The sequence below is a fragment of the Shewanella vaxholmensis genome, from assembly GCF_031932135.1.
Taxonomy (GTDB): Bacteria; Pseudomonadota; Gammaproteobacteria; order Enterobacterales; family Shewanellaceae; genus Shewanella; species Shewanella hafniensis.
Genome location: NZ_JAUOEV010000002.1, coordinates 286,509 through 308,689, shown reverse-complemented (window position 1 = coordinate 308,689; position 22,181 = coordinate 286,509). Strand labels below are relative to the sequence as shown.

At 46.0% G+C, this 22,181-nt stretch carries 18 protein-coding genes and 1 pseudogene; 13 read left to right on the top strand and 6 right to left on the bottom strand.

What is annotated here, in order from left to right; translation table 11 throughout:
* Positions 1 to 4 precede the first annotated feature (4 nt).
* Positions 5 to 565, bottom strand: a complete 561-nt coding sequence (gene yjjX / locus Q4Q46_RS03375) for an inosine/xanthosine triphosphatase (protein ID WP_311905226.1) — start codon at positions 563 to 565, stop codon at positions 5 to 7.
* 244 nt (positions 566 to 809) lie between these two features.
* On the opposite strand from yjjX, the gene Q4Q46_RS03370 reads away from it, so the two are divergent.
* On the top strand, positions 810 to 3,374 hold the full coding sequence (locus tag Q4Q46_RS03370; RefSeq protein ID WP_311905225.1) for an acylase: 2,565 nt from the start codon (positions 810 to 812) through the stop codon (positions 3,372 to 3,374).
* A gap of 450 nt (positions 3,375 to 3,824) precedes the next feature.
* The gene (locus tag Q4Q46_RS03365) at positions 3,825 to 5,120 is read left to right on the top strand and encodes an SLC5/6 family protein (protein WP_311905224.1); all 1,296 of its coding nucleotides are present in this window, start codon (positions 3,825 to 3,827) and stop codon (positions 5,118 to 5,120) included.
* Positions 5,121 to 5,247: 127 nt separating this feature from the next.
* On the opposite strand, the gene Q4Q46_RS03360 is transcribed toward Q4Q46_RS03365, so the two are convergent.
* On the bottom strand, positions 5,248 to 5,691 hold the full coding sequence (locus Q4Q46_RS03360) for a GNAT family N-acetyltransferase (protein WP_006084032.1): 444 nt from the start codon (positions 5,689 to 5,691) through the stop codon (positions 5,248 to 5,250).
* A 212-nt stretch (positions 5,692 to 5,903) separates the two neighbouring features.
* Between Q4Q46_RS03360 and Q4Q46_RS03355 the strand changes: the two genes are divergently transcribed.
* Together Q4Q46_RS03355 and Q4Q46_RS03350 are read left to right on the top strand one after the other, a co-directional pair.
* A complete protein-coding gene (locus Q4Q46_RS03355) occupies positions 5,904 to 6,200 on the top strand; it encodes a hypothetical protein (RefSeq protein WP_311905254.1) in 297 nt (98 codons plus the stop codon).
* 207 nt (positions 6,201 to 6,407) lie between these two features.
* Positions 6,408 to 7,742, top strand: coding sequence for a dicarboxylate/amino acid:cation symporter (locus tag Q4Q46_RS03350; protein WP_106651526.1), 1,335 nt, complete (start codon positions 6,408 to 6,410; stop codon positions 7,740 to 7,742).
* Positions 7,743 to 7,865: 123 nt separating this feature from the next.
* Here the strand turns inward: Q4Q46_RS03350 and Q4Q46_RS03345 are convergent, their stop codons facing one another.
* Positions 7,866 to 8,282: an META domain-containing protein gene (locus Q4Q46_RS03345; RefSeq protein WP_006080326.1), complete on the bottom strand. Its 417-nt coding sequence runs from the start codon at positions 8,280 to 8,282 to the stop codon at positions 7,866 to 7,868.
* A 71-nt stretch (positions 8,283 to 8,353) separates the two neighbouring features.
* Here Q4Q46_RS03345 and Q4Q46_RS03340 point away from each other — a divergent pair, with 71 nt between their 5' ends.
* Positions 8,354 to 8,584: a hypothetical protein gene (locus tag Q4Q46_RS03340; RefSeq protein WP_311905223.1), complete on the top strand. Its 231-nt coding sequence runs from the start codon at positions 8,354 to 8,356 to the stop codon at positions 8,582 to 8,584.
* Positions 8,585 to 8,684: 100 nt separating this feature from the next.
* Here Q4Q46_RS03340 and Q4Q46_RS03335 read toward each other — a convergent pair.
* Positions 8,685 to 9,702: pseudogene (locus Q4Q46_RS03335) on the bottom strand (GGDEF domain-containing protein).
* Between the two features lie 168 nt (positions 9,703 to 9,870).
* On the opposite strand from Q4Q46_RS03335, the gene Q4Q46_RS03330 reads away from it, so the two are divergent.
* Together Q4Q46_RS03330 and Q4Q46_RS03325 are read left to right on the top strand one after the other, a co-directional pair.
* The gene (locus tag Q4Q46_RS03330; RefSeq protein ID WP_311905222.1) at positions 9,871 to 10,413 is read left to right on the top strand and encodes a GNAT family N-acetyltransferase; all 543 of its coding nucleotides are present in this window, start codon (positions 9,871 to 9,873) and stop codon (positions 10,411 to 10,413) included.
* An 80-nt stretch (positions 10,414 to 10,493) separates the two neighbouring features.
* A complete protein-coding gene (locus tag Q4Q46_RS03325; RefSeq protein WP_311905221.1) occupies positions 10,494 to 10,844 on the top strand; it encodes a hypothetical protein in 351 nt (116 codons plus the stop codon).
* A 38-nt stretch (positions 10,845 to 10,882) separates the two neighbouring features.
* Here the strand turns inward: Q4Q46_RS03325 and Q4Q46_RS03320 are convergent, their stop codons facing one another.
* Positions 10,883 to 11,287 carry a GNAT family N-acetyltransferase gene (locus tag Q4Q46_RS03320; RefSeq protein ID WP_006080331.1) on the bottom strand — a complete coding sequence of 135 codons (405 nt, stop codon included), beginning with the start codon at positions 11,285 to 11,287 and terminating at the stop codon, positions 10,883 to 10,885.
* Between the two features lie 594 nt (positions 11,288 to 11,881).
* On the opposite strand from Q4Q46_RS03320, the gene Q4Q46_RS03315 reads away from it, so the two are divergent.
* Both Q4Q46_RS03315 and Q4Q46_RS03310 read left to right on the top strand, forming a co-directional pair.
* On the top strand, positions 11,882 to 13,177 hold the full coding sequence (locus Q4Q46_RS03315; protein WP_311905220.1) for an AAA family ATPase: 1,296 nt from the start codon (positions 11,882 to 11,884) through the stop codon (positions 13,175 to 13,177).
* Positions 13,177 to 13,809, top strand: coding sequence for an HNH endonuclease (locus tag Q4Q46_RS03310; protein ID WP_311905219.1), 633 nt, complete (start codon positions 13,177 to 13,179; stop codon positions 13,807 to 13,809). The genes Q4Q46_RS03315 and Q4Q46_RS03310 overlap by 1 nt, the downstream gene beginning before the upstream one ends.
* 841 nt (positions 13,810 to 14,650) lie before the next feature.
* Here the strand turns inward: Q4Q46_RS03310 and metK are convergent.
* Positions 14,651 to 15,802 (bottom strand): methionine adenosyltransferase, encoded by a 1,152-nt coding sequence (gene metK, locus Q4Q46_RS03305; RefSeq protein ID WP_006080333.1) that lies wholly within the window; start codon positions 15,800 to 15,802, stop codon positions 14,651 to 14,653.
* A gap of 444 nt (positions 15,803 to 16,246) precedes the next feature.
* Between metK and tkt the strand changes: the two genes are divergently transcribed.
* The 4 genes from tkt (at position 16,247) to fba (ending at position 22,006) form a co-directional block, all read left to right on the top strand.
* Positions 16,247 to 18,241 (top strand): transketolase, encoded by a 1,995-nt coding sequence (tkt, locus tag Q4Q46_RS03300; protein ID WP_006080334.1) that lies wholly within the window; start codon positions 16,247 to 16,249, stop codon positions 18,239 to 18,241.
* 116 nt (positions 18,242 to 18,357) lie between these two features.
* Positions 18,358 to 19,374, top strand: a complete 1,017-nt coding sequence (gene epd, locus Q4Q46_RS03295) for an erythrose-4-phosphate dehydrogenase (protein WP_006084022.1) — start codon at positions 18,358 to 18,360, stop codon at positions 19,372 to 19,374.
* Between the two features lie 137 nt (positions 19,375 to 19,511).
* Positions 19,512 to 20,687: a phosphoglycerate kinase gene (locus Q4Q46_RS03290; protein WP_311905218.1), complete on the top strand. Its 1,176-nt coding sequence runs from the start codon at positions 19,512 to 19,514 to the stop codon at positions 20,685 to 20,687.
* A 251-nt stretch (positions 20,688 to 20,938) separates the two neighbouring features.
* Positions 20,939 to 22,006, top strand: a complete 1,068-nt coding sequence (gene fba / locus Q4Q46_RS03285; RefSeq protein ID WP_006084020.1) for a class II fructose-bisphosphate aldolase — start codon at positions 20,939 to 20,941, stop codon at positions 22,004 to 22,006.
* Positions 22,007 to 22,181: the final 175 nt, after the last annotated feature.

Sequence of the window (22,181 nt, the reverse complement as noted above, 5' to 3'; positions counted from 1 at the left end):
GTTACTAACAAGTTTGTGCGTAAATATCGGGATTTAATAGCGGCGCCATGGCGAGAATAATCGCTTGGGTGTAATTACTTTCACGGGTCGCGTGGCCGTGGGTGAGTAAACCTATGGCCCCGCCTTTTTGTTTGATATTGACGGTATTGAACAATCTATCCATCACATGCCCGAGTTCTTCACCTGCTTCTAATGCCCGATAAACCTGCATTGGCAGAGGCAAAATTGCGCTGCGGCCAATGGCAAGTTGGTCTTTATGCCCAATGGCGATATAGGCGAATGTGGCTGGGCCAAAGTCGAAACAATCGACACCGCCTTCCATCGCAAAATAGTAGTCGGCTTGAGTATCTTGTAGATCCTGCTGTTGACAATAGTACACCCGATTAATCGCCCCTTGGCGAGTGTCTTTATCTGTCATTGGCTGCGCCGCAACACCTGAAGGCGCATCCATACCACTGGCTTCTATTATGCTGTCGGGGAACAGTTGTGCCATCGCTTTGGTTGCCGCGTTGATTTTTACTGGGTTTTTAGAACCCACTTTTATCTTGATAATGTTTTGTTGCATATAAGTTGTTTATTTCAGCTTTTAATGTGGACGCTCGTTTGAATCATTGCTTAAATGGTCTGAGGTGTCTAAGCGTTTGGGTTTTCTATTCTGCCACAGTCGTCGGCGAAGCTCAGTAAAAAGCCAACAGTAGGGGAGGCAATAGCCAGCCTTAGGGACTAGGAAGCGACATATGTCTATTGCTCTTTCAGTAATGGAGGCAGGGATAGGCAATTGAAGGAACCAAAACCAAGAGATAATAATAATGAAATTCAACAAACTCGTGATCGCTATGGGGATGGCCTGCGGTGTAATACTCGCCGGCTGTAACGATAGCGAAGATAGCACTACGCCCACCGAACCCGAAACTCAACTGCAAGCTTTTGCCCCCAACGGTTTACTCAAAGCCAATATTCGCCGCACCACCTACGGCGTGCCGCATATCCAAGCCGATAACTTAGAAAGCTTAGGTTTTGGTAGTGGTTATGCGCAGGCACAGGATAATTTATGTGTGTTAGCCGATGGCTTTATTAAGGCTAACTCGCAGCGTTCCATGTACTTTGGCCCCCATGCGTCGATTGACTTCACTACGGGCCAACCCACAGCGGAAGATAACGGTAACCTTATCTCAGATTTTGCCTATAAAGCGCTAAAGATCAGAGCGCAAGCCGAAGAAAAATGGCCACAGTTTAGTGAAAACTCTCGGGCACTTATCCAAGGTTTTACCTCTGGTTATAACCAATATCTAGCCGATGTCGAAGCGGGTACACAAACGGCAGAACCTTTCTGTAGCGGTCAGCCTTGGGTGAAACCCATAGTGCCAGAGGATGTGGTAACTTATCTGTTTTCAATCGCTTTGTTACCGGGCGCAGCTAACTTCCTCGATTTGATTTTTTACGCGAACCCGGGGGATGCGCAGGAATATATGCCGCGTATCCTAGGGCCAGCGCCAAGCCAAGACCAAACGGTATTTGTGGCCGATATGCAGTCTAAGTTGATTGCCCGCGCGGCTCGCATCACCACGCCAGAGACTAACCCCCGTGGACTCGGCTCTAACGGTTGGGGTTTAGGTAAGGATAAAACCGAGAACGGTAAAGGCATGGTGCTCGGCAATCCGCATTTCCCACACACGGGTAACCTGCGTTTTTGGCAATCCCATATTACGATCCCTGGGCATTTAGACATGATGGGCGGCTCGCTTGTGGGTATGCCAGGGCCGATTAATATCGGTTTTAACAAAGATTTAGCGTGGACTCATACCTTCTCAACCGCCGAACATTTTGTGATGTATAACTTAGAGTTAGTCTCGGGCGATCGGATGCAATATCTGTTCGATGGTAAACCTATGCCGATCACCAAAGAGACGGTATCGATTCTGGTGAATGCTGGTCCTGCCGGCATGTTAGTGGCCGAGAAGGATATTTACACCACGGCAAAAGGCCCTATGGTTGAAGCGCCACCTGCTTTAGCGCCTTTTGGTTGGGATGATGGCAGCGCCTTTATGATCCAAGACGCCAACATGGGCAATATGGACCCCGTTGACCATTGGTTAGCGATGGACATGGCGACCAATAAAGAAGAGTTCCAACAGGCCTTCAAGGATTACGACGGCGTTATCTTCAATAACACTATGTACGCCGACAAAGAAGGTAATGCTTTCTACATCGACGACTCGACAGTCCCGGGATTGTCTGAATCGGCAGTGGTGTTGTTAAAAACCTCGCCAGACATTAAAGCGGCTAAGGCGCAGGCCGGATTTACGATTTTACCCGGCAACACATCGCTGTTTAGTTTCGATGGCCCAACACCCTATGCCCGCGCGCCAAAGCTTGAGCGTACTGACTTTGTGCAAAACTCCAATGACTCATTCTGGTCGACTAACTTGAATGAACCGCTGTCTTATTTCTCGCCCATGTATGGGCCAGAAGCGGGGCAGTTGTCGCTGCGAACGCGTATGGGCTTGAGCTTAATGCAGGATGCGGCGGGGGCAGATGGCAAGTTTAGCTTAGAAGAACTCGAAGCGGCGGTGTTGTCTAATCGCAGTTATCTTGCTGAGTTAGTGCTGCCAGATTTGATTGCCCAGTGTGATGCCCAAGGCAGCACGCCTGTTGTGGTGTCGGCGAGTTTATCTAAGGATGTCACTTCGGCGTGCACGGCGTTAAAAGCGTGGAATGGTAAGCAAGATAACGACAGCAAAGGCGGTGCTTTACTGCGTGAGTTTGCCCACCAATTCAGCCAAACGACCATGTTGACCCAAGGATTCGATCCCGCCAATGCGGCAACGACACCTAAAACCTTGACCACAGATGGCAGCGCCTTAGTGGCTTTAGCCCACAGCGCACTGAATCTTGAGGCAGCAGGTTTTGCCTTAGATGCGCCATTGGGTGAGGTGCAATTCGTGGAGAAATCGCTGCCGGACGGTACGCCAAGCGGGTCGCGTTTACCTTGGCCGGGTAGCCACAATGCCGAGGGTGGATTCAACGTGTTCTCGACCAGTCTGTCGGGTGACGACACTTTAATCCCGCAGCACAAGTACGCACCTGTGATGGACGTGGTTACTGGTAAGGCGATGAGTTCTGGCTTAACGGCGAAGGGATACCAAGTGCGTTATGGGTCGAGTTGGATGATGGCAGTGAACTTTACTGACGAAGGGCCAGTGGCGCGGGGAATTTTAACTTACTCTGAGTCGAGTAATATCCTAACGCCAGCGTTTGCCGATCAAAGTATCTTGTACTCAAGCGAGAAAAGTTTCCGTCCGTTGTTGTTCAAAGAGGCCGATATAGCGCCAGCCGTGGTGTCGACCACTGAGCTCACGTTACAGAAACCTTAAGTCTGCTTTTGCGTTAATCGTTAACGGCTCACTCCGGCGTTGGTTCCGCAGTGAGCCGTTTTTTATACGCTTTTACAACTGATAGCGACTTGTAAAAATTTAACATTAGCGGATGTGATCTTGATCGACTCTAGCTATCGATATGCGGTACTGGGTCATGTTTTGCTGATTTTTGTGACTTATCTCCGAATCGGTGTTTTTCTCGGCGCTTATGCTATGTCACTGGCTTTGGTTTGAGGTGAAAATATTGTGTCGTTAAGCGGTTTTTTATGTGTGTTTTTTGCTGCCATATTGAAGATTTATTACATTAAATCAGCGATCTAGATCTCAATATCAGTTTATTATGAAATTCCCTTACATAAAGCCGTGTCAGATCAACTTTTATGGGCTTTTTTTGGTTATCCTTAGCGCGAATTTATTATGCTAGTCACACCGTAAGGTAACTTTTATATGCAAAAAGATGCGACCAGTGTTCTTGGAACACCTCAAAGCACACAGAATCTAGATTCAACGAAACACTTACCTTGGACTCGCCAAGACACGACTTGGATGTTGAGTTTGTTCGGCACTGCCGTTGGCGCTGGAATTTTATTTTTACCTATCAATGCGGGCATGGGCGGCTTTTGGCCTTTGGTATTAATGGCGGCAATTATCGGTCCTATGACCTATCTTGCTCACCGAGGTTTATCTCGTTTTGTTTGTTCATCAAGCATTCCCGGTAGCGACATTACCCAAGTCGTAGAAGAGCATTTTGGTGTTGGCGCAGGTAAGGCCATTACCGTACTGTATTTCTTTGCTATCTACCCGATTGTATTAATTTACGGTGTGGGTATTACCAACACAGTCGATAGCTTTATCGTCAATCAGTTGGGCATGGCATCGCCACCACGCTTTATTTTATCGGGTGTATTGATCCTCGGTATGATGGCTGTGATGGTTGCGGGCGAGAAGTTTATGCTGAAAGTGACACAATTGCTGGTGTATCCGCTGGTGGGTATTTTGGCCTTTATGTCTATCTACCTGATCCCTGAGTGGAAAATGGATGCCTTACAAGTTGTGCCAGAAGCGGGTGCATTTTTAGGGACTGTGTGGTTAACGATTCCTGTGCTCGTGTTCGCCTTTAACCATTCTCCTGCGATTTCACAGTTCTCTGTGTCACTAAAACGTGATCATGGCGCCAATGCTTCTCGTAAAGCCGACGTGATTTTACGTAACACTTCGATGATGTTAGTGGGCTTTGTGATGTTGTTTGTGTTCTCTTGTGTGCTGTCGTTGTCGCCAGCCCAATTGGCAGAAGCGAAAGCGCAGAACTTACCGATTTTGTCTTACCTCGCCAACGTGCATTCAAGTGGTTTTGTAAGCTACTTTGGTCCGTTTATCGCCTTTATCGCGATTGTGTCCTCTTTCTTCGGCCATTACATGGGCGCGACAGAAGGCATGAAAGGCGTGATCGTTAAGCAGTTACGCTCAAGCGGCAAATCAGTCACTGACGCTAAGATCAACAAGTTCATCCTAGGCTTTATGTTTGTCACTATCTGGGCTGTGGCTGTGATCAACCCAAGTATCTTAGGCATGATTGAAGCTTTAGGCGGCCCAATTATCGCGGCTATTCTGTACTTGATGCCTATGTATGCCGTGTATAAAGTGCCAGCGTTAAAAGCCTATCGTGGCCGTATCAGCAATATCTTCGTGATCATTGCAGGTTTACTGGCGATGACGGCGATTCTGTTTGGTTTCTTCCGTTAAGTTTTGCGAGTGCAGTGAAGCTTAACGAGGAGTTAGCGTTAGGCTTTTAATCTGAATCGTGACTCGTAAAAAAAGGATCGTGCCATTGGCCCGATCCTTTTTTATTGTGAATAAGCTATTGAAGGATTTATTTTTCTTCGTACATTAAGTAGTAACTCTGCTTCATCCCTAAGGCTTGATAGGTCTGCTGGGCGGCGAGGTTTTCTTGCTCAACATATAAACGGAAGCTGGCAGCGCCACCATTGGCTTCGGCCAGTTGTTTGACTTCACTGTAGAGCTTGCCATAAATGCCTTGGCGACGATTTTGCGGGCGAATATATACACTCTGGATCCAGTAATAATCCTTGGCGCGCCAATCGCTCCATTCAAATGTCACCATAAGCGAGCCGACTATCTCACCTTCAATTTCGGCGACGAGGTAAAACCCTTTTTGCGGGCTCTCAAGTAGCGTGCCCACGCCGCGGGTTAGTGTCGCTTCATCTAAGGCTAAGCCTTCGGTTTCTTGGGCCATCGCCTGATTAAATTGGACTAAGGCACTGAGGTCCTGAGCTTTAGCTTTACGGATCAACATACAACAACTCCTAGGCGGTTATTGAGTAATACCGCTCTTGTTTAGTGAACAACCATTTTGTGGCTCACTTTAGCATGGAACATTGTGGGATAACGAGTTCGACAGTCGCAGGTTTGGCACTGATATGATTTGTTGTTGCGGATTTTTGTACGACTAAAGTCTTATCTGCTAGGCTTATCTCTAGTGCCCTTTTTGAACTAAGTGAGCTAATGATGGGATTCGTTAAGTCGACACGCCGCTATAAGCTTAAGGTTTTACCTGCCTTTGATCTTGGTGCTGATGAGAAAATTAATCATCGTTTACACTTTGTATTCACTTTATTGAGCTTTGGTTTATGGGGATTAGTTTGGTGGTGGTTGATCTTGAAAGCTAAGGGCAAATCTGACTTTATTTTCAGTGGTTTTGATGACGATTACTGGAGTTACTTGATTGAACGTGAGCAACCGCCAGCAGCGCTTTATCGTCAGCAAATTGCACCTGTTATGGTGACAGTCTATTTTGATGCTTAATATAAAGGTTAAGTATGCAGTCGCGTTGGTCGATGTCGTTGGCATATTTGGCTGGTTTTACGGCGGTTGGCATCAACGTGATACAGATCATCCTTAGATTTTTGCCCGTTATGCTAGACTCTGCGCTCAGCTAATTTGGGGAATAAATTAGTGCCAGCCAAGGATAGGCATTCGCCCGTTCTTCATTTCAAATTCAAGGTTATTAACATGTCAAAACAAACGTCATCAATGTTAGGCCGTACATGGTCCTACTGGATGTCAGTGCCTCTGTGGCTACAAATTCTAGTCGGTATGGTGCTCGGAATTACGGTTGGCGTAGTATTAGGTGAGCAAGCGACGGTGTTAAAACCGATTGGAACCTTATTCGTCAATATTATTAAGATGTTGATTGTGCCGTTAGTGTTTTGTTCACTGATCGTGGGTGTGACTTCGATGGAAGACACTGCCAAGATGGGCCGGATTGGTTTTAAGTCCTTTACTTTCTATCTTTGTACTACGGCAATTGCTATCAGTATTGGATTGGCCGTTGGATATGTTATCCAGCCAGGTGCGGGTCTTGATTTACCCTTACCCTCAGGTGTTTCTGATGTAGCGAAGGAAGTGCCTTCGGTAATGCAGACTCTGATTGATATAGTCCCAACCAACCCTATCGCGGCGTTAGCTAACGGTCAGATCTTGCAAGTTATCGTTTTTGCGGTTGCCTTAGGGATTGCCTTAGTGTTGATCGGTGACCATGGAAAACCAGCGATTAAAGTGTTCGAGAGTCTTGCTGAAGCCATGTACAAGTTAACCGATATGGTGATGAAGCTGGCGCCCTATGGTGTATTTGGATTGATGGCTTGGGTGGCGGGAGCATACGGGATTGAAATGTTACTCCCTCTGCTTAAGGTTATTGTTGCCGTCTACGTTGGCTGCATTATTCACGTATTAGGCTTCTACAGTATTGTTTTGAGTATGTTTTCTAAACTGAATCCTTTACATTTTTTCAAGGGGATCAGTAATGCAATGGCTGTGGCATTTACTACCTCTAGTTCAGCGGGTACCTTACCTGCGAGCATGAAATGCGCCAGCGAATACTTAGGTGTGAACAAGAAAATTTCCAGTTTTGTATTGCCGCTGGGTACAACCATTAACATGGATGGCACCGCTTTATATCAAGGTGTGACGGCTCTTTTTGTCGCCCAAGCTTTTGGTATTGACTTAACTTGGGTAGATTACCTCACCATCATTTTAACGGCGACTTTAGCCTCAATTGGTACGGCTGGCGTACCAGGCGCGGGTTTGGTGATGTTAACGTTAGTATTATCGACAGTCGGTTTACCTTTGGAAGGCGTGGCGTTAATTGCTGGGATTGACCGGATTTTGGATATGGCACGCACGGTAGTTAACGTATCCGGTGACTTAGTGGCGACAACTGTGATTGCTAAATCTGAGGATGAATTGGATATGGAGCACTACAATGCCGATATGGTGCAAAGTGCCGTGCTAGCCGAGCAGAATATCGCCCTCGAAACCGCGGCTGAGCAAAGCGCTAAAGTCTAGTCGTCTTCGGTTGCTGGTTGTAGAACGAAAAAACCGCCAATGGCGGTTTTTTTATGCGAGTCAATTGTACTTTGCTGAAGCTTATCTCGTTGAGTTTACTTCAGTTCGCTTACTTCACTGGGCTTACTTCAGTTGGCTCAAGATTAGCACTGGCTTGTCGTCGCTGTTGAGTAGCGTCAGGCGACCTTGCACTAGCTTAGCTTTAGCCACTAATGGCATTGCTTGCATCACTTTGTGCTCTTGCTGCATTAGCGCATCGACACAGGCTTTCATTGTGCTACCGGCAGGAGATAGCTTAAGCTCTTGGCCTTGCTGAGTATATTGACCGAAAAAGTTATTACAGCTGTTGTTGCCGTGTAATTTGCCTTCGGCCTCAAAGGTGATTTGCGCTGGGCTGTAATCGATAGTCGGTTGGCCTTGAACCATCTCAATGTGCCAGCTGCCCTCTAATGGAATGGTCTCATTTTGGGCGACATCGGTACTTTGGCAGGCGGTGAGTCCCAACAGTAGCGCACCTAAGATGAATGTTTGTTTTAACATCGTTACGGTTCCTTTTTCCATGGTTATGGCCATAGTGTGACAAGTTTTACTCAAGATCTAAAGAGGTTTATATGACGGAATCATTTAAAAGTACTATGAATTTGTTGAAGTTTTTACATTGGTTAGGTGTATTGATGCTAGTTTGTGGACTTGGGTTCTATATGTTGACGCAATGGAGTCTAGAGATAAGCGGCATGTTACTGATCTCAAGCCTGATTGGCTTAGGGTTAGTTCTGATGTCACCCTATCCCGTGGTGCTGTTTATTCAGTGGGCGAAGCGTCAGGATGAGCAATCTAAGTGATGACTTGCTGCGTGATTAGACCCAAACTTCGTTAACTCGCCACTTCGTTAAATCAAAGCTCTGTTAACCTATCGCTTCGTTAAATCAATGCTTCATTAACTTAAAGCGCCGCCGAATCTGCGGCGGGATTATCGTATAAGCTTGAGTCTATAGCGGGCTTAACTGGCGTGTCTTCAACCTCAGGCTTTGGTGGTTGCAATTGAATCGAGTTTGCCCCGCGCGAGTTCCATCATGGGCGCGAGTTTGGCGCTGGATTCTGGAGTGAAAAAACTGTAGCTCGCATCGAGTTTAAGCTGGTGGTTTTGCTGTTCTAGCTGTTTTTCTACCCGCTTCATAATATGCTGAATATCCCGCTCACCATCGACAAAGGCCAGTACCACAAATTGCGTGGTGTTGTAGTGGGCGGCAACGTCGGCGGTCCGTATCGTATCTTGGATCAACTTGCCTAATAGCCTGTGGTGATTATCTTCGAGGGGGATGGGCGTGGTATCCGGACTCAGTAATTCAAAGAAGATTATGCCTGCATGGGCACCAAAGCGGCGGCCTAAATTGAGCTGTCTTGGCGCCATCATCAAAAAACCATAATGATTGAGCATGCCAGTTTCTTGGTCGCGCATCGAAAGGGATTCAATGCGATGGTTCTGGCACAGCAGAGATAATTCCTGTTGCAGCAATATCTGAAACGGTTCGAGCATAGCGGCATTGGCTAGCGGGTCTGCCATATGTGGGTTGAGTACGCACAGGGCGCCAAATTGGCTGCCATCGGGCCAAGCAATTGGGCGCGAGAGAATGTGCTGAATGCCATCAAAATCCCGTGGTAAATCATCCAACATAAAGCTGCCGAGGTTTTGATATAAACCGTCGGGTTGGCTATTTTGTATCTGTGTAAAAAGTTCGAGTTCTGCGGGGTACAAAGTACCTGCGGTAAATTGTGGTGTTTCAGTGATTGCGCTGACAATGATCTCAAATCCTGCGCTGGTCCTTTGGAATATAAAAACCGTGTTAGCGTTGTAATAGCTGTTGATTAGCTCACATTGGTGCATCCAGCGAGTGAGATTCACTTGTTGATTGTCGCTATCAAGTAAACTCAGGTTGGGATTGATGGTCTCGGGCAACATACAAACGCCTAACTAGGGCTAGATATTCATTAAGTTTGGGAAATAAAAGGGGATTTAGCAAATCAAGGCACTAAATAATACCTTGTTCTAGCTGTGCCTACTAAGCCAACCGAGTATACTGACGGCCTTAAATTGGGCCTAAAGCCAACATTATGCTGTGAGAACACTGTGAAGATTAGATTAGCCTTACCCCAAGATGTTGATTTATTAGCGATGCTAGAGAAGAAACATCTCAATGACGAATTAGCCTCCGCCAATATGGGGCTGCAAGGGCAAGCTTTTTCCCACAGTGAATTGAGCGAATTAGTGCAGCATCATTGGGTCGTAGTGGCGCAGGTTGAGCAGCAGATCGTCGGTTATGTGATTGCCGGCCGCTGGGGATTCTTCGAAGATTGGCCCATTTATCGCACTTTGTTGAATCGTTTGCCGCAACTCGATTGGGATGGGCCTAAATTAACTAAGACCAACTCTTGCCAATACGGGCCGATTTGGGTTCAGCAAACCTACCGTGGACAAGGGATTTTTGAGGCATTAGTCAGTGAAATTCGTCGCCAAGTTGCTCCGCATTTTAGCTATATGTTGACCTTTATCGCCGAAGATAATGAACGTTCCTTTGCCGCCCACTCGGGAAAAGCGCACATGCAGGTAGTGGATTTTTTTACTGTGTCGGCGCGGGATTACTATTTAATGGCGGCAAAGACCCAAGCTTAGTTGTTCGATGATAGAAATTAAGGATTTAATCTCTACTGTGTAAATAACCCGAGTTCAGGTTAAATAACGGAGATAAATACATGAATGTACAATTTGTTGAGTCACTATTAACGGCCTATGCCGCAGTCAATTTATCGGCTTGGGACAACTTGAGATTGGTCTTATCTGAATGCTCCCACCATGAATGTGAGGCGAGGGGATTTGAAGTCGAGTTTGTCTTAGACTCAGGGCAAGCGCAGCATTATTGGGTACAAGTGGGGAATATTTGGCTCGATTGTGGCCGAACCAATGCCTATTCGGCGACGATAACGCAACTGAGCGATGCGCAAGTCAGCCGCGCGAATACAAAAAAGGCGCTGGAGTGCGCCATTTTATCTCAAGAGCAGATTGGTCTACTGTGCATGCAAAACGCCCATTTCGACCATTGCTAAGTGCGCTTATTCTGCCTCTGCCTCAACCACTTTTTTGATCAATACTTCTTCATCAGAAAGATCCGCTGAGGGGTAGTGGTGACTGTGCCTATGATCTCAAACCCTTGTTTTTCATAGAACACAGGGGCTTGAATCGATAAGGTATCCACTTGAGCTACCAAGCAACCCCGTTGTTTTGCCTCTGCTTCAGCAAGCGCCATGAGTTTGCACCCAAGCCCTGTGCCTCTGGTTTGGTCATCAACCCAGACAACATTGATTAAGAAGTTTTTATAGATAGTCCGTCCACCCACACCCCCAATCAACTTGCCATTTTCATCACGTGCTATGACAGTCAAAGGCACTGATTTCTCAGGCCCTAATAGCCCAGCATTAAATTGCCTAACGCCGTCTACCAGCGCATCCACAATCGCGTTATTTTCTTCATGAATAACTTCAAATTTCACTTAAATTTCTTCCTTAAAAATATTTTTTTGCTTTCAAATCATATAGCAACTATCAGTAAACTCAATATTGGACAGAAATGTGTTGGAAAGTAGTGTCGGGGGACCTGTCACTTTAGTTGTTAGCAGTTTAGCGTTTGCTGATATCCACTCACACAGGCTTGCCATGGCATTCGCTCGTCAGTCCTTGGATGCTCGACCGCCCCGTCCATGGGGCGGACGGTCGTCTCGCTATCACCATGGCTCACTTTTTTGGTATTAACGGAACCTGTGGATTGAAAAGATTACACAACATACTTTTGGACAGAAATCATTTAGTGCATAGGCTCTAAACTATACCGCTCACATTATCATTACTAATGACGATCTTAAGAAAGCGGGATTGTACTCACTAAAAGGTGGATGGATCGCAGTTCATTATCCTGACCAGAGAGTCTAGGTTAGGCGTTCTAGATGAACCGCCCTGTTCGGAGCCGTATGCAGGGTGGTGTGGGGGCTGGAGGCTAGATACCTCCGGCTACCCGATTATACTAAAAGTGGACTCTGAAAGCCTGCTCCTGCATAATTCAATTAGATTAAACTTTTCAGAGCAAAGTTATGAGAATCAATTCGTTATCAATCAAAAACTTCAAATGTTTTAAAGACTTAAAACTAGAATTTGACCCACACTTCAACGTCTTAATTGGTAATAATGCTACAGGCAAAACATCAATCTTAGATGCAGCTTCGTTTACAGTTGGTACATACTTTCTTGGCGTACGAAAAGCAACAAATGATAGCAAAGTAGAATTAAGGGCACTCAAACAATCTGAAAAGCGCCGAGTACTTACTGCAACTGAGATCAACTACAAACTTCCATTTTCTGTAAAAACCGACATAACGTTAAACGGCAAGAAGTTTAACTGGTCACGGGGTACCGATAAAGTAACTGGAGGCTCTACTACCTATAAAGAAGCGAATGACTTTATTGAAGAGGCATTTCACCTAACTAAAAATATGTTTGTAGAACATGACTCAACAAATCTTCCTTTAGTCGCCTATTATGGCACTGAGCGCTTGTTTAACGAACGGGCTCAACGCAACTCAGATAGAAAGAAAACGGCTAAGACAGATGGTTATGATAGTGCTTTAGACCCAAGATCGTTGGAAGAAAGGTTTATATCTTGGTTCGCTCAAGAAGAAGATGATGCACTCAAGTTCAATAAAAACAAAGACTTGTATAATGCATTTGTAAACTCTATAAGTACAATGGTTCCTGAGTGGAACGAGATAAGATTCAGTTGGGCACACGAAACTATTTTAGGTTTAATGGATGATGGCACTTGGACATCATTCGATATGTTGAGTAGTGGATATAAAAGCATTGTACGCTTGGCTGGGGATATTGCTTATAGAGCAGTGAAACTCAACCCACATAAAGGTGAACACGCTGTTACCGATACCGAAGGTATCGTTTTAATTGATGAACTAGATATGCACCTACACCCATCATGGCAGAAAAAAGTTGTTGGGCTGTTAAAAGAAGCATTCCCAAAGATTCAGTTTATCGTAACTTCACATTCACCGTTCGTAATTCAATCAGTAACTAGTGATGAGCTAATTAAGTTCAATGAGTATCAAGTTGAAGAAGTATCTGAAAATGTAAATTTGAAAGGATTAGAAGAAATCATTGAAGACGAAATGGATGTTGAGGAGCCAAGGCGGAGTGAAAAATATAATACATACCTTAGTTTATCTGAAGAGTACTTCCATTTGGCTAAACAAAATATGCCAGAAGACACTGAGCAACTAACAATAATAAAGTCTCGATTGGACGAGATTGAGTTAGAATTCAAAGACGATCCAACTCTTGTCGCCTTACTAAAAGTTGAACGAAAAATCGGGAAGAAGTAATGCGCCCAATAACAAAATCTCGATTTAAGCCAGTATCATATGTCTACAATCCACATGGTGATGCAAAAGACGAATTGATCGATACTATTGGTGGATATTGTAGCTATTGTGAGCGTCCTGGATATTCTTCTGCGTTAGATGTCGAACACATTAGGGATAAAGATACACACCCTCAACGAAAGCATCTCTGGAGGAACTTTCTAATTGGTTGTAAAAACTGCAACCCAGTTAAAAGTACAAAAAGCATTCTAAATATGTACTTTCCTACAGTAAACAATACTTTTGAAATTTTCATCTATGACCAATTAGGTCAGGTCACTGTTAATACAGCACTTTTAACAACAAATGCTGAAAGAGACAGGGCACAAATGCTAATTGATTTGGTTGGTTTGGATCGAAGACCAGGTCACCCACAGTTTAGTAAAAAAGATAAGCGGTGGAGTGATCGAAAAGATGCTTATCTTCTAGCGGAAAAGTACCTACCAAAGTATAAAGCCGGAGATATAGACGTCGACACTATTATAGACTTAGCAAAAGCCAAAGGTTTTTGGTCAGCTTGGATGACAGTGTTCTCAACTGAACATCATGTAACCTCAAGGTTAATCCAAGACTTTCCGGGGACTAGGCTCTAATATCAAAGCGCTACTTATGTTTAGGTGGCGTTTTGGCATAACAGTATATTAGGCTAAATTCCGAATAAGAACGGTCTTAATAAGAACAGATTGCCAATACTTTAATTATTCAAGACTAACAATAAACTATTTTTTAACAATGAGTTGCAGCATGGAAGAACTGATTCCCTGTTTCTTTGCCCGAGTGAAACAAAGAAACTCCGACATTGCATAAAGTGTAATGTTCACGCAGGAAGAAAAATCACTAGGCTCCGGCCTATATGATAATTTCGGGGGGATTACCGGGGCAGGTCTTGTATCTTGTGTCTCACATTAGCTTTTATAAGCCCAAAGCTTTAATTGTGCTATTTACCACTTTTATCAGTGAAAATGATTTTGGGGCAATAGCTTTTTTAGCTGAACGAACAGCGATAGGGTTAGTAAGGATTGGCATTGTTGCAACAGTGACCGTTGGCGGCATGGATGCCGTCGTCGAGCCTATAGGGATATATTTACGGCGAGTCACTGGGGAAACAATGACAATTCATGCTGCATAACTGACGATAAAGTTATCTTGCTTTGGGGTAAATAGCTTTTTAGCTGAACGAACAGCTAGAGGGTTGGGGAGGATTGGCATTGTTGCACCTGTGACCTTCTAAAACAGGATCTTTTAGTTGAGCCCTCAGGGACGCTTTTTGTTAAACAAAGAGGTGGTGAGTCATAGGGGAAACAATGACAATGAATGCAGCACCACTGGCGATACAATGATTTTGCTTTGGGGAACCCAAATTTCAGGCATAAAAAAACCGCTGGGTAGCGGTTTTTATGCTTTGCAATCTTAACGGGTTTTAATCGAAACCGATTATAGACCCGCGTCAGCGCGAAGTGCTTCAGCTTTGTCAGTTGCTTCCCAAGGGAATTCGTTACGACCAAAGTGGCCATAAGCGGCAGTCGCTTGATAAATCGGACGTGCTAAATCGAGCATGGCCGTTAAACCGTATGGACGCAGTTCGAAGTGTTGACGTACTAACTTGATCAACAAATCTTCAGACACTTTACCCGTACCGAAGGTTTCGATGCTGATAGAAGTCGGCTCTGCCACACCAATAGCGTAAGACACTTGGATTTCACAGCGATCAGCAAGACCTGCTGCAACGATGTTTTTTGCCACATAACGGGCAGCATATGCCGCGCTACGGTCAACTTTTGATGGGTCTTTACCAGAGAATGCGCCACCACCATGACGGGCCATGCCGCCGTAGGTGTCAACGATGATCTTACGACCGGTTAAGCCGCAATCGCCTACTGGACCACCGATAACAAAACGGCCAGTTGGGTTGATAAAGAACTTAGTGTCTTTGTTTAGCCATTGAGCCGGTAATACTGGCTTGATGATGGTTTCCATCACGCCTTCAATTAAGTCGGCTTGTGATACGTCATCTCTGTGCTGAGTCGACAATACGACAGCATCAATACCAACAATTTTGCCATCATCATAGGCAAATGTGACTTGGCTTTTCGCATCTGGGCGTAACCAAGGCAGGGTGCCGTTTTTACGCACTTCAGACTGACGCTTCACTAATGCGTGGGCATAAGTGATAGGCGCTGGCATTAGGACGTCGGTTTCGTTGTTGGCATAGCCAAACATTAACCCTTGGTCGCCTGCACCTTGCTCAGCAGGGTCAGCACGGTCTACACCTTGATTGATATCAGGTGATTGCTTACCAATGGCGTTTAATACCGCGCACGAGTCTGCATCAAAACCCATATCTGAGTGAGTATAACCAATTTCACGCACCGTTTTACGGGTGATTTCTTCGATATCAACCCAAGCAGAAGTCGTGACTTCGCCACCGACTAATACCATGCCAGTTTTGACATAAGTTTCACACGCCACGCGTGCTTTTGGATCTTGAGCCAGAATTGCATCTAGCACAGCATCAGAAATCTGATCTGCAATCTTATCGGGATGACCTTCTGAGACCGACTCAGAAGTAAACAAGTGCTTTGCCATAGTAGGAAAATCTCGTCGTTAGCATTCAAACGTGTAGAAGCATCTACATCTAGACGGCTATTTTAGTTTAAATCCGATTGCCGATCACCCCCAGTGAGAAAAAATCCTCTCAGATTGTGACCTGAAAACGACTATATTTAGTCTTAAAGAAGTTATTTTTATTATATTTCATGGCATTAGGACTAATCGATTTTTAATAAATTTATTTCTCCATTACAAGTGATCCTTGCTATGCCCACTCAAGTAAACGCCAGTAAAGTGACTAGCTTGTTTCTGCAGCTTATATATCTAGCTACCTGAATCCTGCATCTTCAGGTTGTTTGGGAATATATTCGGCCATCTTTTGCTGAGTGAATGATAATTTTAGTTTGCGTCACACTGGCATGTAGGGGAAAATATGCATCCAAATTGCCCGCTAGACCCCACAAACAAGCAGGAGAGAGCATGTCTTCCCGTAAAGTACTCGCAAACGCAATCCGTGCGTTAAGTATGGATGCAGTTCAAAAAGCAAATTCAGGCCATCCCGGCGCCCCAATGGGTATGGCAGATATTGCTGAAGTGCTGTGGAATGATTTCCTTAAGCACAACCCGACCAATCCTAAATGGGTAGATAGAGACCGTTTCGTCCTTTCTAACGGTCACGGTTCAATGCTGATCTACTCTTTACTTCACCTGACAGGTTATGAATTACCAATCGAAGAGCTGAAACAGTTCCGTCAATTGCATTCAAAAACCCCGGGTCACCCAGAATACGGTTACACCCCAGGTGTTGAAACCACAACGGGTCCACTCGGCGCGGGCATCAGCAATGCTGTCGGTATGGCGATTGCTGAAAAAACCTTAGCGGCACAGTTTAACCGTGATGGTCACGATATCGTTGATCACTACACTTACTGCTTCGTCGGCGACGGCTGTTTGATGGAAGGTATTTCCCACGAAGCCTGTTCATTAGCCGGTACTTTAGGTCTAGGCAAACTGGTCGCATTTTGGGATGACAACGGTATTTCTATCGATGGCCATGTTGAAGGCTGGTTCACCGATGATACGCCAAAGCGTTTTGAAGCTTACGGCTGGCATGTGATTGCCGGTGTTGACGGTCATGATAGCGCGGCAATCCGTGCTGCTATCGAAGCGGCTAAAGCGGTGACCGATAAACCAACCATGATTTGCTGCAAAACCATTATCGGTTTTGGTTCACCCAACAAATCTGGCAGCCACGATTGCCACGGCGCGCCATTAGGCGATGCGGAAATCGCAGCAGCCCGTGAATTCCTTGGCTGGCCATACGCACCGTTTGAAATCCCTGCTGACGTTTATGCCGGTTGGGATGCCAAAGAAGCCGGTGCTGCCCGTGAAGCAGCATGGAACGAGAAGTTTGCGGCTTATAGCGCAGCTCACCCAGAACTGGCTGCTGAATATGAGCGCCGTGTACTGAAAGGTGAATTACCTGCTGATTTTGAAGAAAAAGCGCAGGCATTCGTGCAAGCATCACAGGACAAAGCCGAAGGTATTGCGAGCCGTAAAGCCTCACAAAATGCCATCGGTGCTTTCGGTGCTATGTTACCTGAACTGTTAGGCGGCTCTGCTGACTTAGCGGGTTCTAACTTGACACTGTGGTCAGGTTCTAAAGGTATTCAAGACGATCCAGCCGGTAACTATATTTACTACGGCGTGCGTGAATTTGGCATGAGCGGCATTATGAACGGTGCTTCGCTGCATGGTGGTTTCATCAATTACGGCGCAACTTTCATGATGTTCATGGAATACGCCCGTAACGCAGTCCGCATGTCGGCGCTGATGGGCATTCAAAACATCTTCGTTTATACCCATGACTCTATCGGTCAAGGTGAAGATGGTCCAACGCATCAGCCAGTTGAGCAATTAGCTAACCTGCGTATGACGCCAAATATGGCCGTATGGCGCCCATGTGATGCGGCAGAAACAGCGGTTTCTTGGAAAGCTGCGATTCAACGTCGCAATGCGCCAACGTCACTGATTTTCAGCCGTCAAAACCTCAAAGCCCAAGCGCGTACCGCTGAGCAATTAGCCAACGTGGCTAAAGGTGCTTATGTACTGCAAGACTGTGCGGGTACACCAGAACTGATCCTGATCGCAACCGGTAGCGAAGTACAATTGGCGATGGATTCTGCGGCTGCATTAACTGAGCAAGGTAAACAAGTTCGCGTAGTCTCTATGCCATCGACAACTGAGTTCGATAAGCAAGATGCAGCGTATAAAGAATCGGTATTACCACGTGCTGTGACTAAACGTGTGGCTATCGAAGCGGCGCATACCGATTTCTGGTACAAGTACGTCGGTTTTGAAGGCACTGTTGTTGGCATGACCACTTTTGGTGAGTCAGCCCCGGGTAACGTGCTATTGAATCACTTCGGTTTCACCGTTGAAAATGTGCTGAATGCAGCAAAATCATTGGGCTAATCGCTCAAGGGATTAGATTCAATACAAAAGGTTAAACTTTTTAAGTGTTAATCTGTATAATGCGGCCTGCAATCTTTTGCAGGCCGTTTTTGTATTTAGAGGAAATTGAGACCTCAATGATCCGAGTCGCTATCAATGGTTATGGCCGTATCGGCCGCTCTATTCTTCGTGCTTTGTACGAGTCTGGAAAACGGCAGCAAATGCAGATTGTCGCGATTAATGAATTAGCTAAACCTGAAGCCATTATTCATCTGACCCAGTACGACACCACCCACGGTCGGTTTGCGCACAAAGTCAAACTCGTTGATGATCACATGCTGATTGGCGACGATGCGATAAAAATTCTCCACGAGCCCGATCCCACAAAACTCCCTTGGCATGAAATGGACATAGACATTGTCTATGAGGCCACTGGTGTATTACTCGATCGTCAAAGCTGCGAAGCCCATATTCATGCCGGCGCTAAACAAGTGCTGATAAGCCATCCATCCTCAGCCGATGTCGATGGCACGATTGTCTATGGTGTGAACCACGATTTACTCCGCGCCGAACACACAGTGGTTTCCAACGCTTCTTGTACAACTAACTGTATCGTGCCGGTGATCGACGTGCTCGACCGCCACTTCGGCGTTAAAAGCGGTGCCATTACCACTATCCATTCGGCAATGAACGATCAGCAAGTGATTGATGCTTATCATGATGATTTGCGCCGTACCCGCGCCGCCGGCCAATCGATTATCCCTGTAGACACTAAGCTTGCCCGCGGTATTGAGCGGATTTTGCCGCACATGAAAGATAAGTTTGAGGCGATTTCGGTGCGCGTGCCCACCATCAACGTGACCGCGATCGATTTGTCTGTGACGCTTGAGAAAACCGTCGATATTGCCACTGTAAACCAGGTGCTGGAATCGGCCGCCAATGGGCGATTTAACGGCATTTTGGGTTATACTGATGAGCCCTTGGTTTCATGTGATTTCAACCATGATCCGCGCTCCAGTATTGTTGACGGTACTCAGACCCGTGTCAGCGCCGGTCAGTTGGTGAAGCTGTTGTTGTGGTGCGATAACGAGTGGGGTTTTGCCAATCGTATGTTAGATACGAGTTTGGCGATGATCGCAGCCAAGCGAGGCTGATAAAAAGTAGATTATTCACCGGTGGGTCACTCAGTTATATGCCAATTCGACGGGATGTCGAGCGCCTAGCGGCAGTAAACTGATACCGGCCATGTGTGAAACCAGTTTGTTTTTTGATTATAAAAGGAAGCGTTACTATGGCAATTATCAATATGTCAGATTTGGATCTACAAGGTAAGCGCGTGCTTATTCGTGAAGATCTCAATGTGCCTGTTAGCAACGGCGTTGTCACCAGTGATGCACGTCTGCGCGCCTCTCTACCGACTATCGAGTTGGCCCTTACTAAAGGCGCCGCTGTGATGGTGATGTCGCACTTAGGTCGTCCGACCGAAGGTGAATACAATCCCGAATATTCTATGCAACCTGTGGTTGACTACTTGGCTAAAGCCTTGTCGTGCCCTGTACGTTTAGCGACGGATTATTTAGACGGCGTCGACGTTGCCGTCGGTGAAGTAGTGGTATTCGAAAACGTGCGTTTCAACGTAGGCGAAGGCAAGAACAACGAAGCGCTGTCGCAAAAAATGGCGGCATTGTGTGATGCCTATGTTATGGACGCCTTTGGTACTGCACATCGCGCCCAAGCATCGACCCACGGCGTTGGCATGTTTGCCCCCATCGCCTGTGCCGGTCCATTACTGGCGCAAGAATTAGATGCCTTAGGCAAGGCATTAGATAATCCTGCGCGTCCTATGGTGGCGATTGTCGGTGGCTCTAAAGTGTCAACTAAGCTGACTGTGCTAGAAAGCCTTTCAGGTATCGTTGATCAGCTAGTGGTTGGCGGCGGTATTGCCAATACTTTCATCGCGGCGGCGGGTTACAATGTCGGTAAATCACTGTATGAAGCGGATTTGATCGACGAAGCTAAACGTTTAGTGGCCAATGCTAAGAGCCGTGGCGCCGATATTCCTGTGCCGACAGATGTAGTCGTGGCAGGCGAGTTTAGCCCAACGGCTGCGGCAACCTTAAAATCAGTTAGCGAAGTCGCTGATGGCGAAATGATTTTTGATATTGGTCCAGATAGCGCTGAAGCACTGGCTAAAATCATCGAATCTGCAGGCACTATCGTGTGGAACGGCCCTGTGGGCGTGTTCGAATTCGACCAATTTGGTGAAGGTACTAAGCGTATCGCCCAAGCGATTGCCGATTCAAAAGCCTTCTCTATCGCAGGCGGTGGTGACACTTTGGCTGCGGTTGATAAGTACGGTATTGCCGATAAAGTGTCTTACATTTCGACTGGCGGCGGCGCTTTCCTCGAGTTCCTCGAAGGTAAAGAATTACCGGCTGTGGCTATGTTAGAAAAGCGCGGCGCTTGATTATTAAGTTAAAATACGCGGCGCATAAGACGCCGCGATAAGCTCTGATATCATCAAAGCTTGATAATAAATAAAAGAATTATAAAAAAAACCGCCCGTGTTTATTTTAGATATTTTTTTCAGGTACTTATTTTAGGTGCTTGTTTAAGGTATCTATCTGAATACGGGTATAAAAATCCATCCAAACGATAGTGACCTCGGTGACCAAGCGTTGCAGAATGTGACAGTCACCCTATTATTGGAGTTAAAAAATGGCGTTAATTTCCCTACGACAACTACTCGACCACGCGGCAGAACATGGATACGGTGTGCCTGCGTTCAACGTTAACAACTTAGAGCAGATGCGTGCCATCATGCAGGCCGCTGAAGCAACAGACAGCCCTGTTATTGTGCAAGCTTCTGCTGGCGCGCGTAAATATGCTCGCCCACAGTTCTTAAAATATTTGATGGCTGCAGCCCTTGAGCAGTATCCAGATATTCCTGTGTGTATCCACCAAGACCACGGTACCGATCCTGATATCTGTCAGCGTTCTATCCAATTAGGCATGTCATCAGTGATGATGGATGGCTCTTTGATGGCTGATGGCAAAACCCCTGCATCTTATGACTACAACGTCGATGTCACCCGTCGCACAGTGGCATTTGCCCATGCGTGTGGTGTGTCAGTTGAAGGCGAAATCGGCTGTTTAGGCAGTTTAGAAACTGGCCAAGCAGGCGAAGAAGACGGTATTGGTGCAGTGGGTACATTAAGCATGGATCAAATGCTGACCACTCCTGATGAAGCGGCGCGTTTCGTTGCAGATACCCATGTTGATGCATTAGCCATCGCTATCGGTACTAGCCACGGTGCTTACAAGTTCAGTCGTAAACCTACGGGCGATGTACTGCGTATCGACCGCATCAAAGAAATCCATGCGCGTATTCCTAATACTCACTTAGTGATGCACGGTTCATCTTCAGTGCCACAAGAATGGTTACAGATCATCAACCAATACGGTGGTCAGATCCCAGAAACCTACGGCGTGCCATTAGAAGAAATCGTTGAAGGTATCAAGCACGGTGTGCGTAAGGTGAATATCGATACTGACTTACGTTTAGCATCAACGGGTGCGGTACGTAAGTTCTTAGCGGAACACCCAAGTGAATTTGACCCACGTAAATTCTTGAAAGCGTCAATGGAAGCCATGGCAGACATCTGTACTGTTCGCTACGAAGCTTTCGGTTGTGCTGGTCAAGCATCTAAGATTAAGCCATTGTCTTTACAAGCAATGTATAAAGCGTATCAGTCTGGCGCGTTAGATCCTAAGATCAACATGTAAGCGTTATCGCTAGGACAAAAACCCGCTAATGCGGGTTTTTTTATGCTTAAAATAGATGCAATTTTCATTTTTTAATCGTCAATGCTAATATTGCGCAGATTTTCAGGGGAAAAAACTAACCCATATTAATATGTGCTTATCCAGCTTTGCTGGAAGAACAGATATTTATAGGGAT

Excerpts from the sequence above, each read along its gene's own strand:
- yjjX (WP_311905226.1), bottom strand. The coding sequence starts at position 565 with ATGCAACAAAACATTATCAAGATAAAAGTGGGTTCTAAAAACCCAGTA.
- Q4Q46_RS03370 (WP_311905225.1), top strand. The coding sequence starts at position 810 with ATGAAATTCAACAAACTCGTGATCGCTATGGGGATGGCCTGCGGTGTA.
- Q4Q46_RS03365 (WP_311905224.1), top strand. The coding sequence starts at position 3,825 with ATGCAAAAAGATGCGACCAGTGTTCTTGGAACACCTCAAAGCACACAG.
- Q4Q46_RS03360 (WP_006084032.1), bottom strand. The coding sequence starts at position 5,691 with ATGTTGATCCGTAAAGCTAAAGCTCAGGACCTCAGTGCCTTAGTCCAA.
- Q4Q46_RS03355 (WP_311905254.1), top strand. The coding sequence starts at position 5,904 with ATGGGATTCGTTAAGTCGACACGCCGCTATAAGCTTAAGGTTTTACCT.
- Q4Q46_RS03350 (WP_106651526.1), top strand. The coding sequence starts at position 6,408 with ATGTCAAAACAAACGTCATCAATGTTAGGCCGTACATGGTCCTACTGG.
- Q4Q46_RS03345 (WP_006080326.1), bottom strand. The coding sequence starts at position 8,282 with ATGTTAAAACAAACATTCATCTTAGGTGCGCTACTGTTGGGACTCACC.
- Q4Q46_RS03340 (WP_311905223.1), top strand. The coding sequence starts at position 8,354 with ATGACGGAATCATTTAAAAGTACTATGAATTTGTTGAAGTTTTTACAT.
- Q4Q46_RS03325 (WP_311905221.1), top strand. The coding sequence starts at position 10,494 with ATGAATGTACAATTTGTTGAGTCACTATTAACGGCCTATGCCGCAGTC.
- Q4Q46_RS03315 (WP_311905220.1), top strand. The coding sequence starts at position 11,882 with ATGAGAATCAATTCGTTATCAATCAAAAACTTCAAATGTTTTAAAGAC.
- Q4Q46_RS03310 (WP_311905219.1), top strand. The coding sequence starts at position 13,177 with ATGCGCCCAATAACAAAATCTCGATTTAAGCCAGTATCATATGTCTAC.
- metK (WP_006080333.1), bottom strand. The coding sequence starts at position 15,802 with ATGGCAAAGCACTTGTTTACTTCTGAGTCGGTCTCAGAAGGTCATCCC.
- tkt (WP_006080334.1), top strand. The coding sequence starts at position 16,247 with ATGTCTTCCCGTAAAGTACTCGCAAACGCAATCCGTGCGTTAAGTATG.
- epd (WP_006084022.1), top strand. The coding sequence starts at position 18,358 with ATGATCCGAGTCGCTATCAATGGTTATGGCCGTATCGGCCGCTCTATT.
- Q4Q46_RS03290 (WP_311905218.1), top strand. The coding sequence starts at position 19,512 with ATGGCAATTATCAATATGTCAGATTTGGATCTACAAGGTAAGCGCGTG.
- fba (WP_006084020.1), top strand. The coding sequence starts at position 20,939 with ATGGCGTTAATTTCCCTACGACAACTACTCGACCACGCGGCAGAACAT.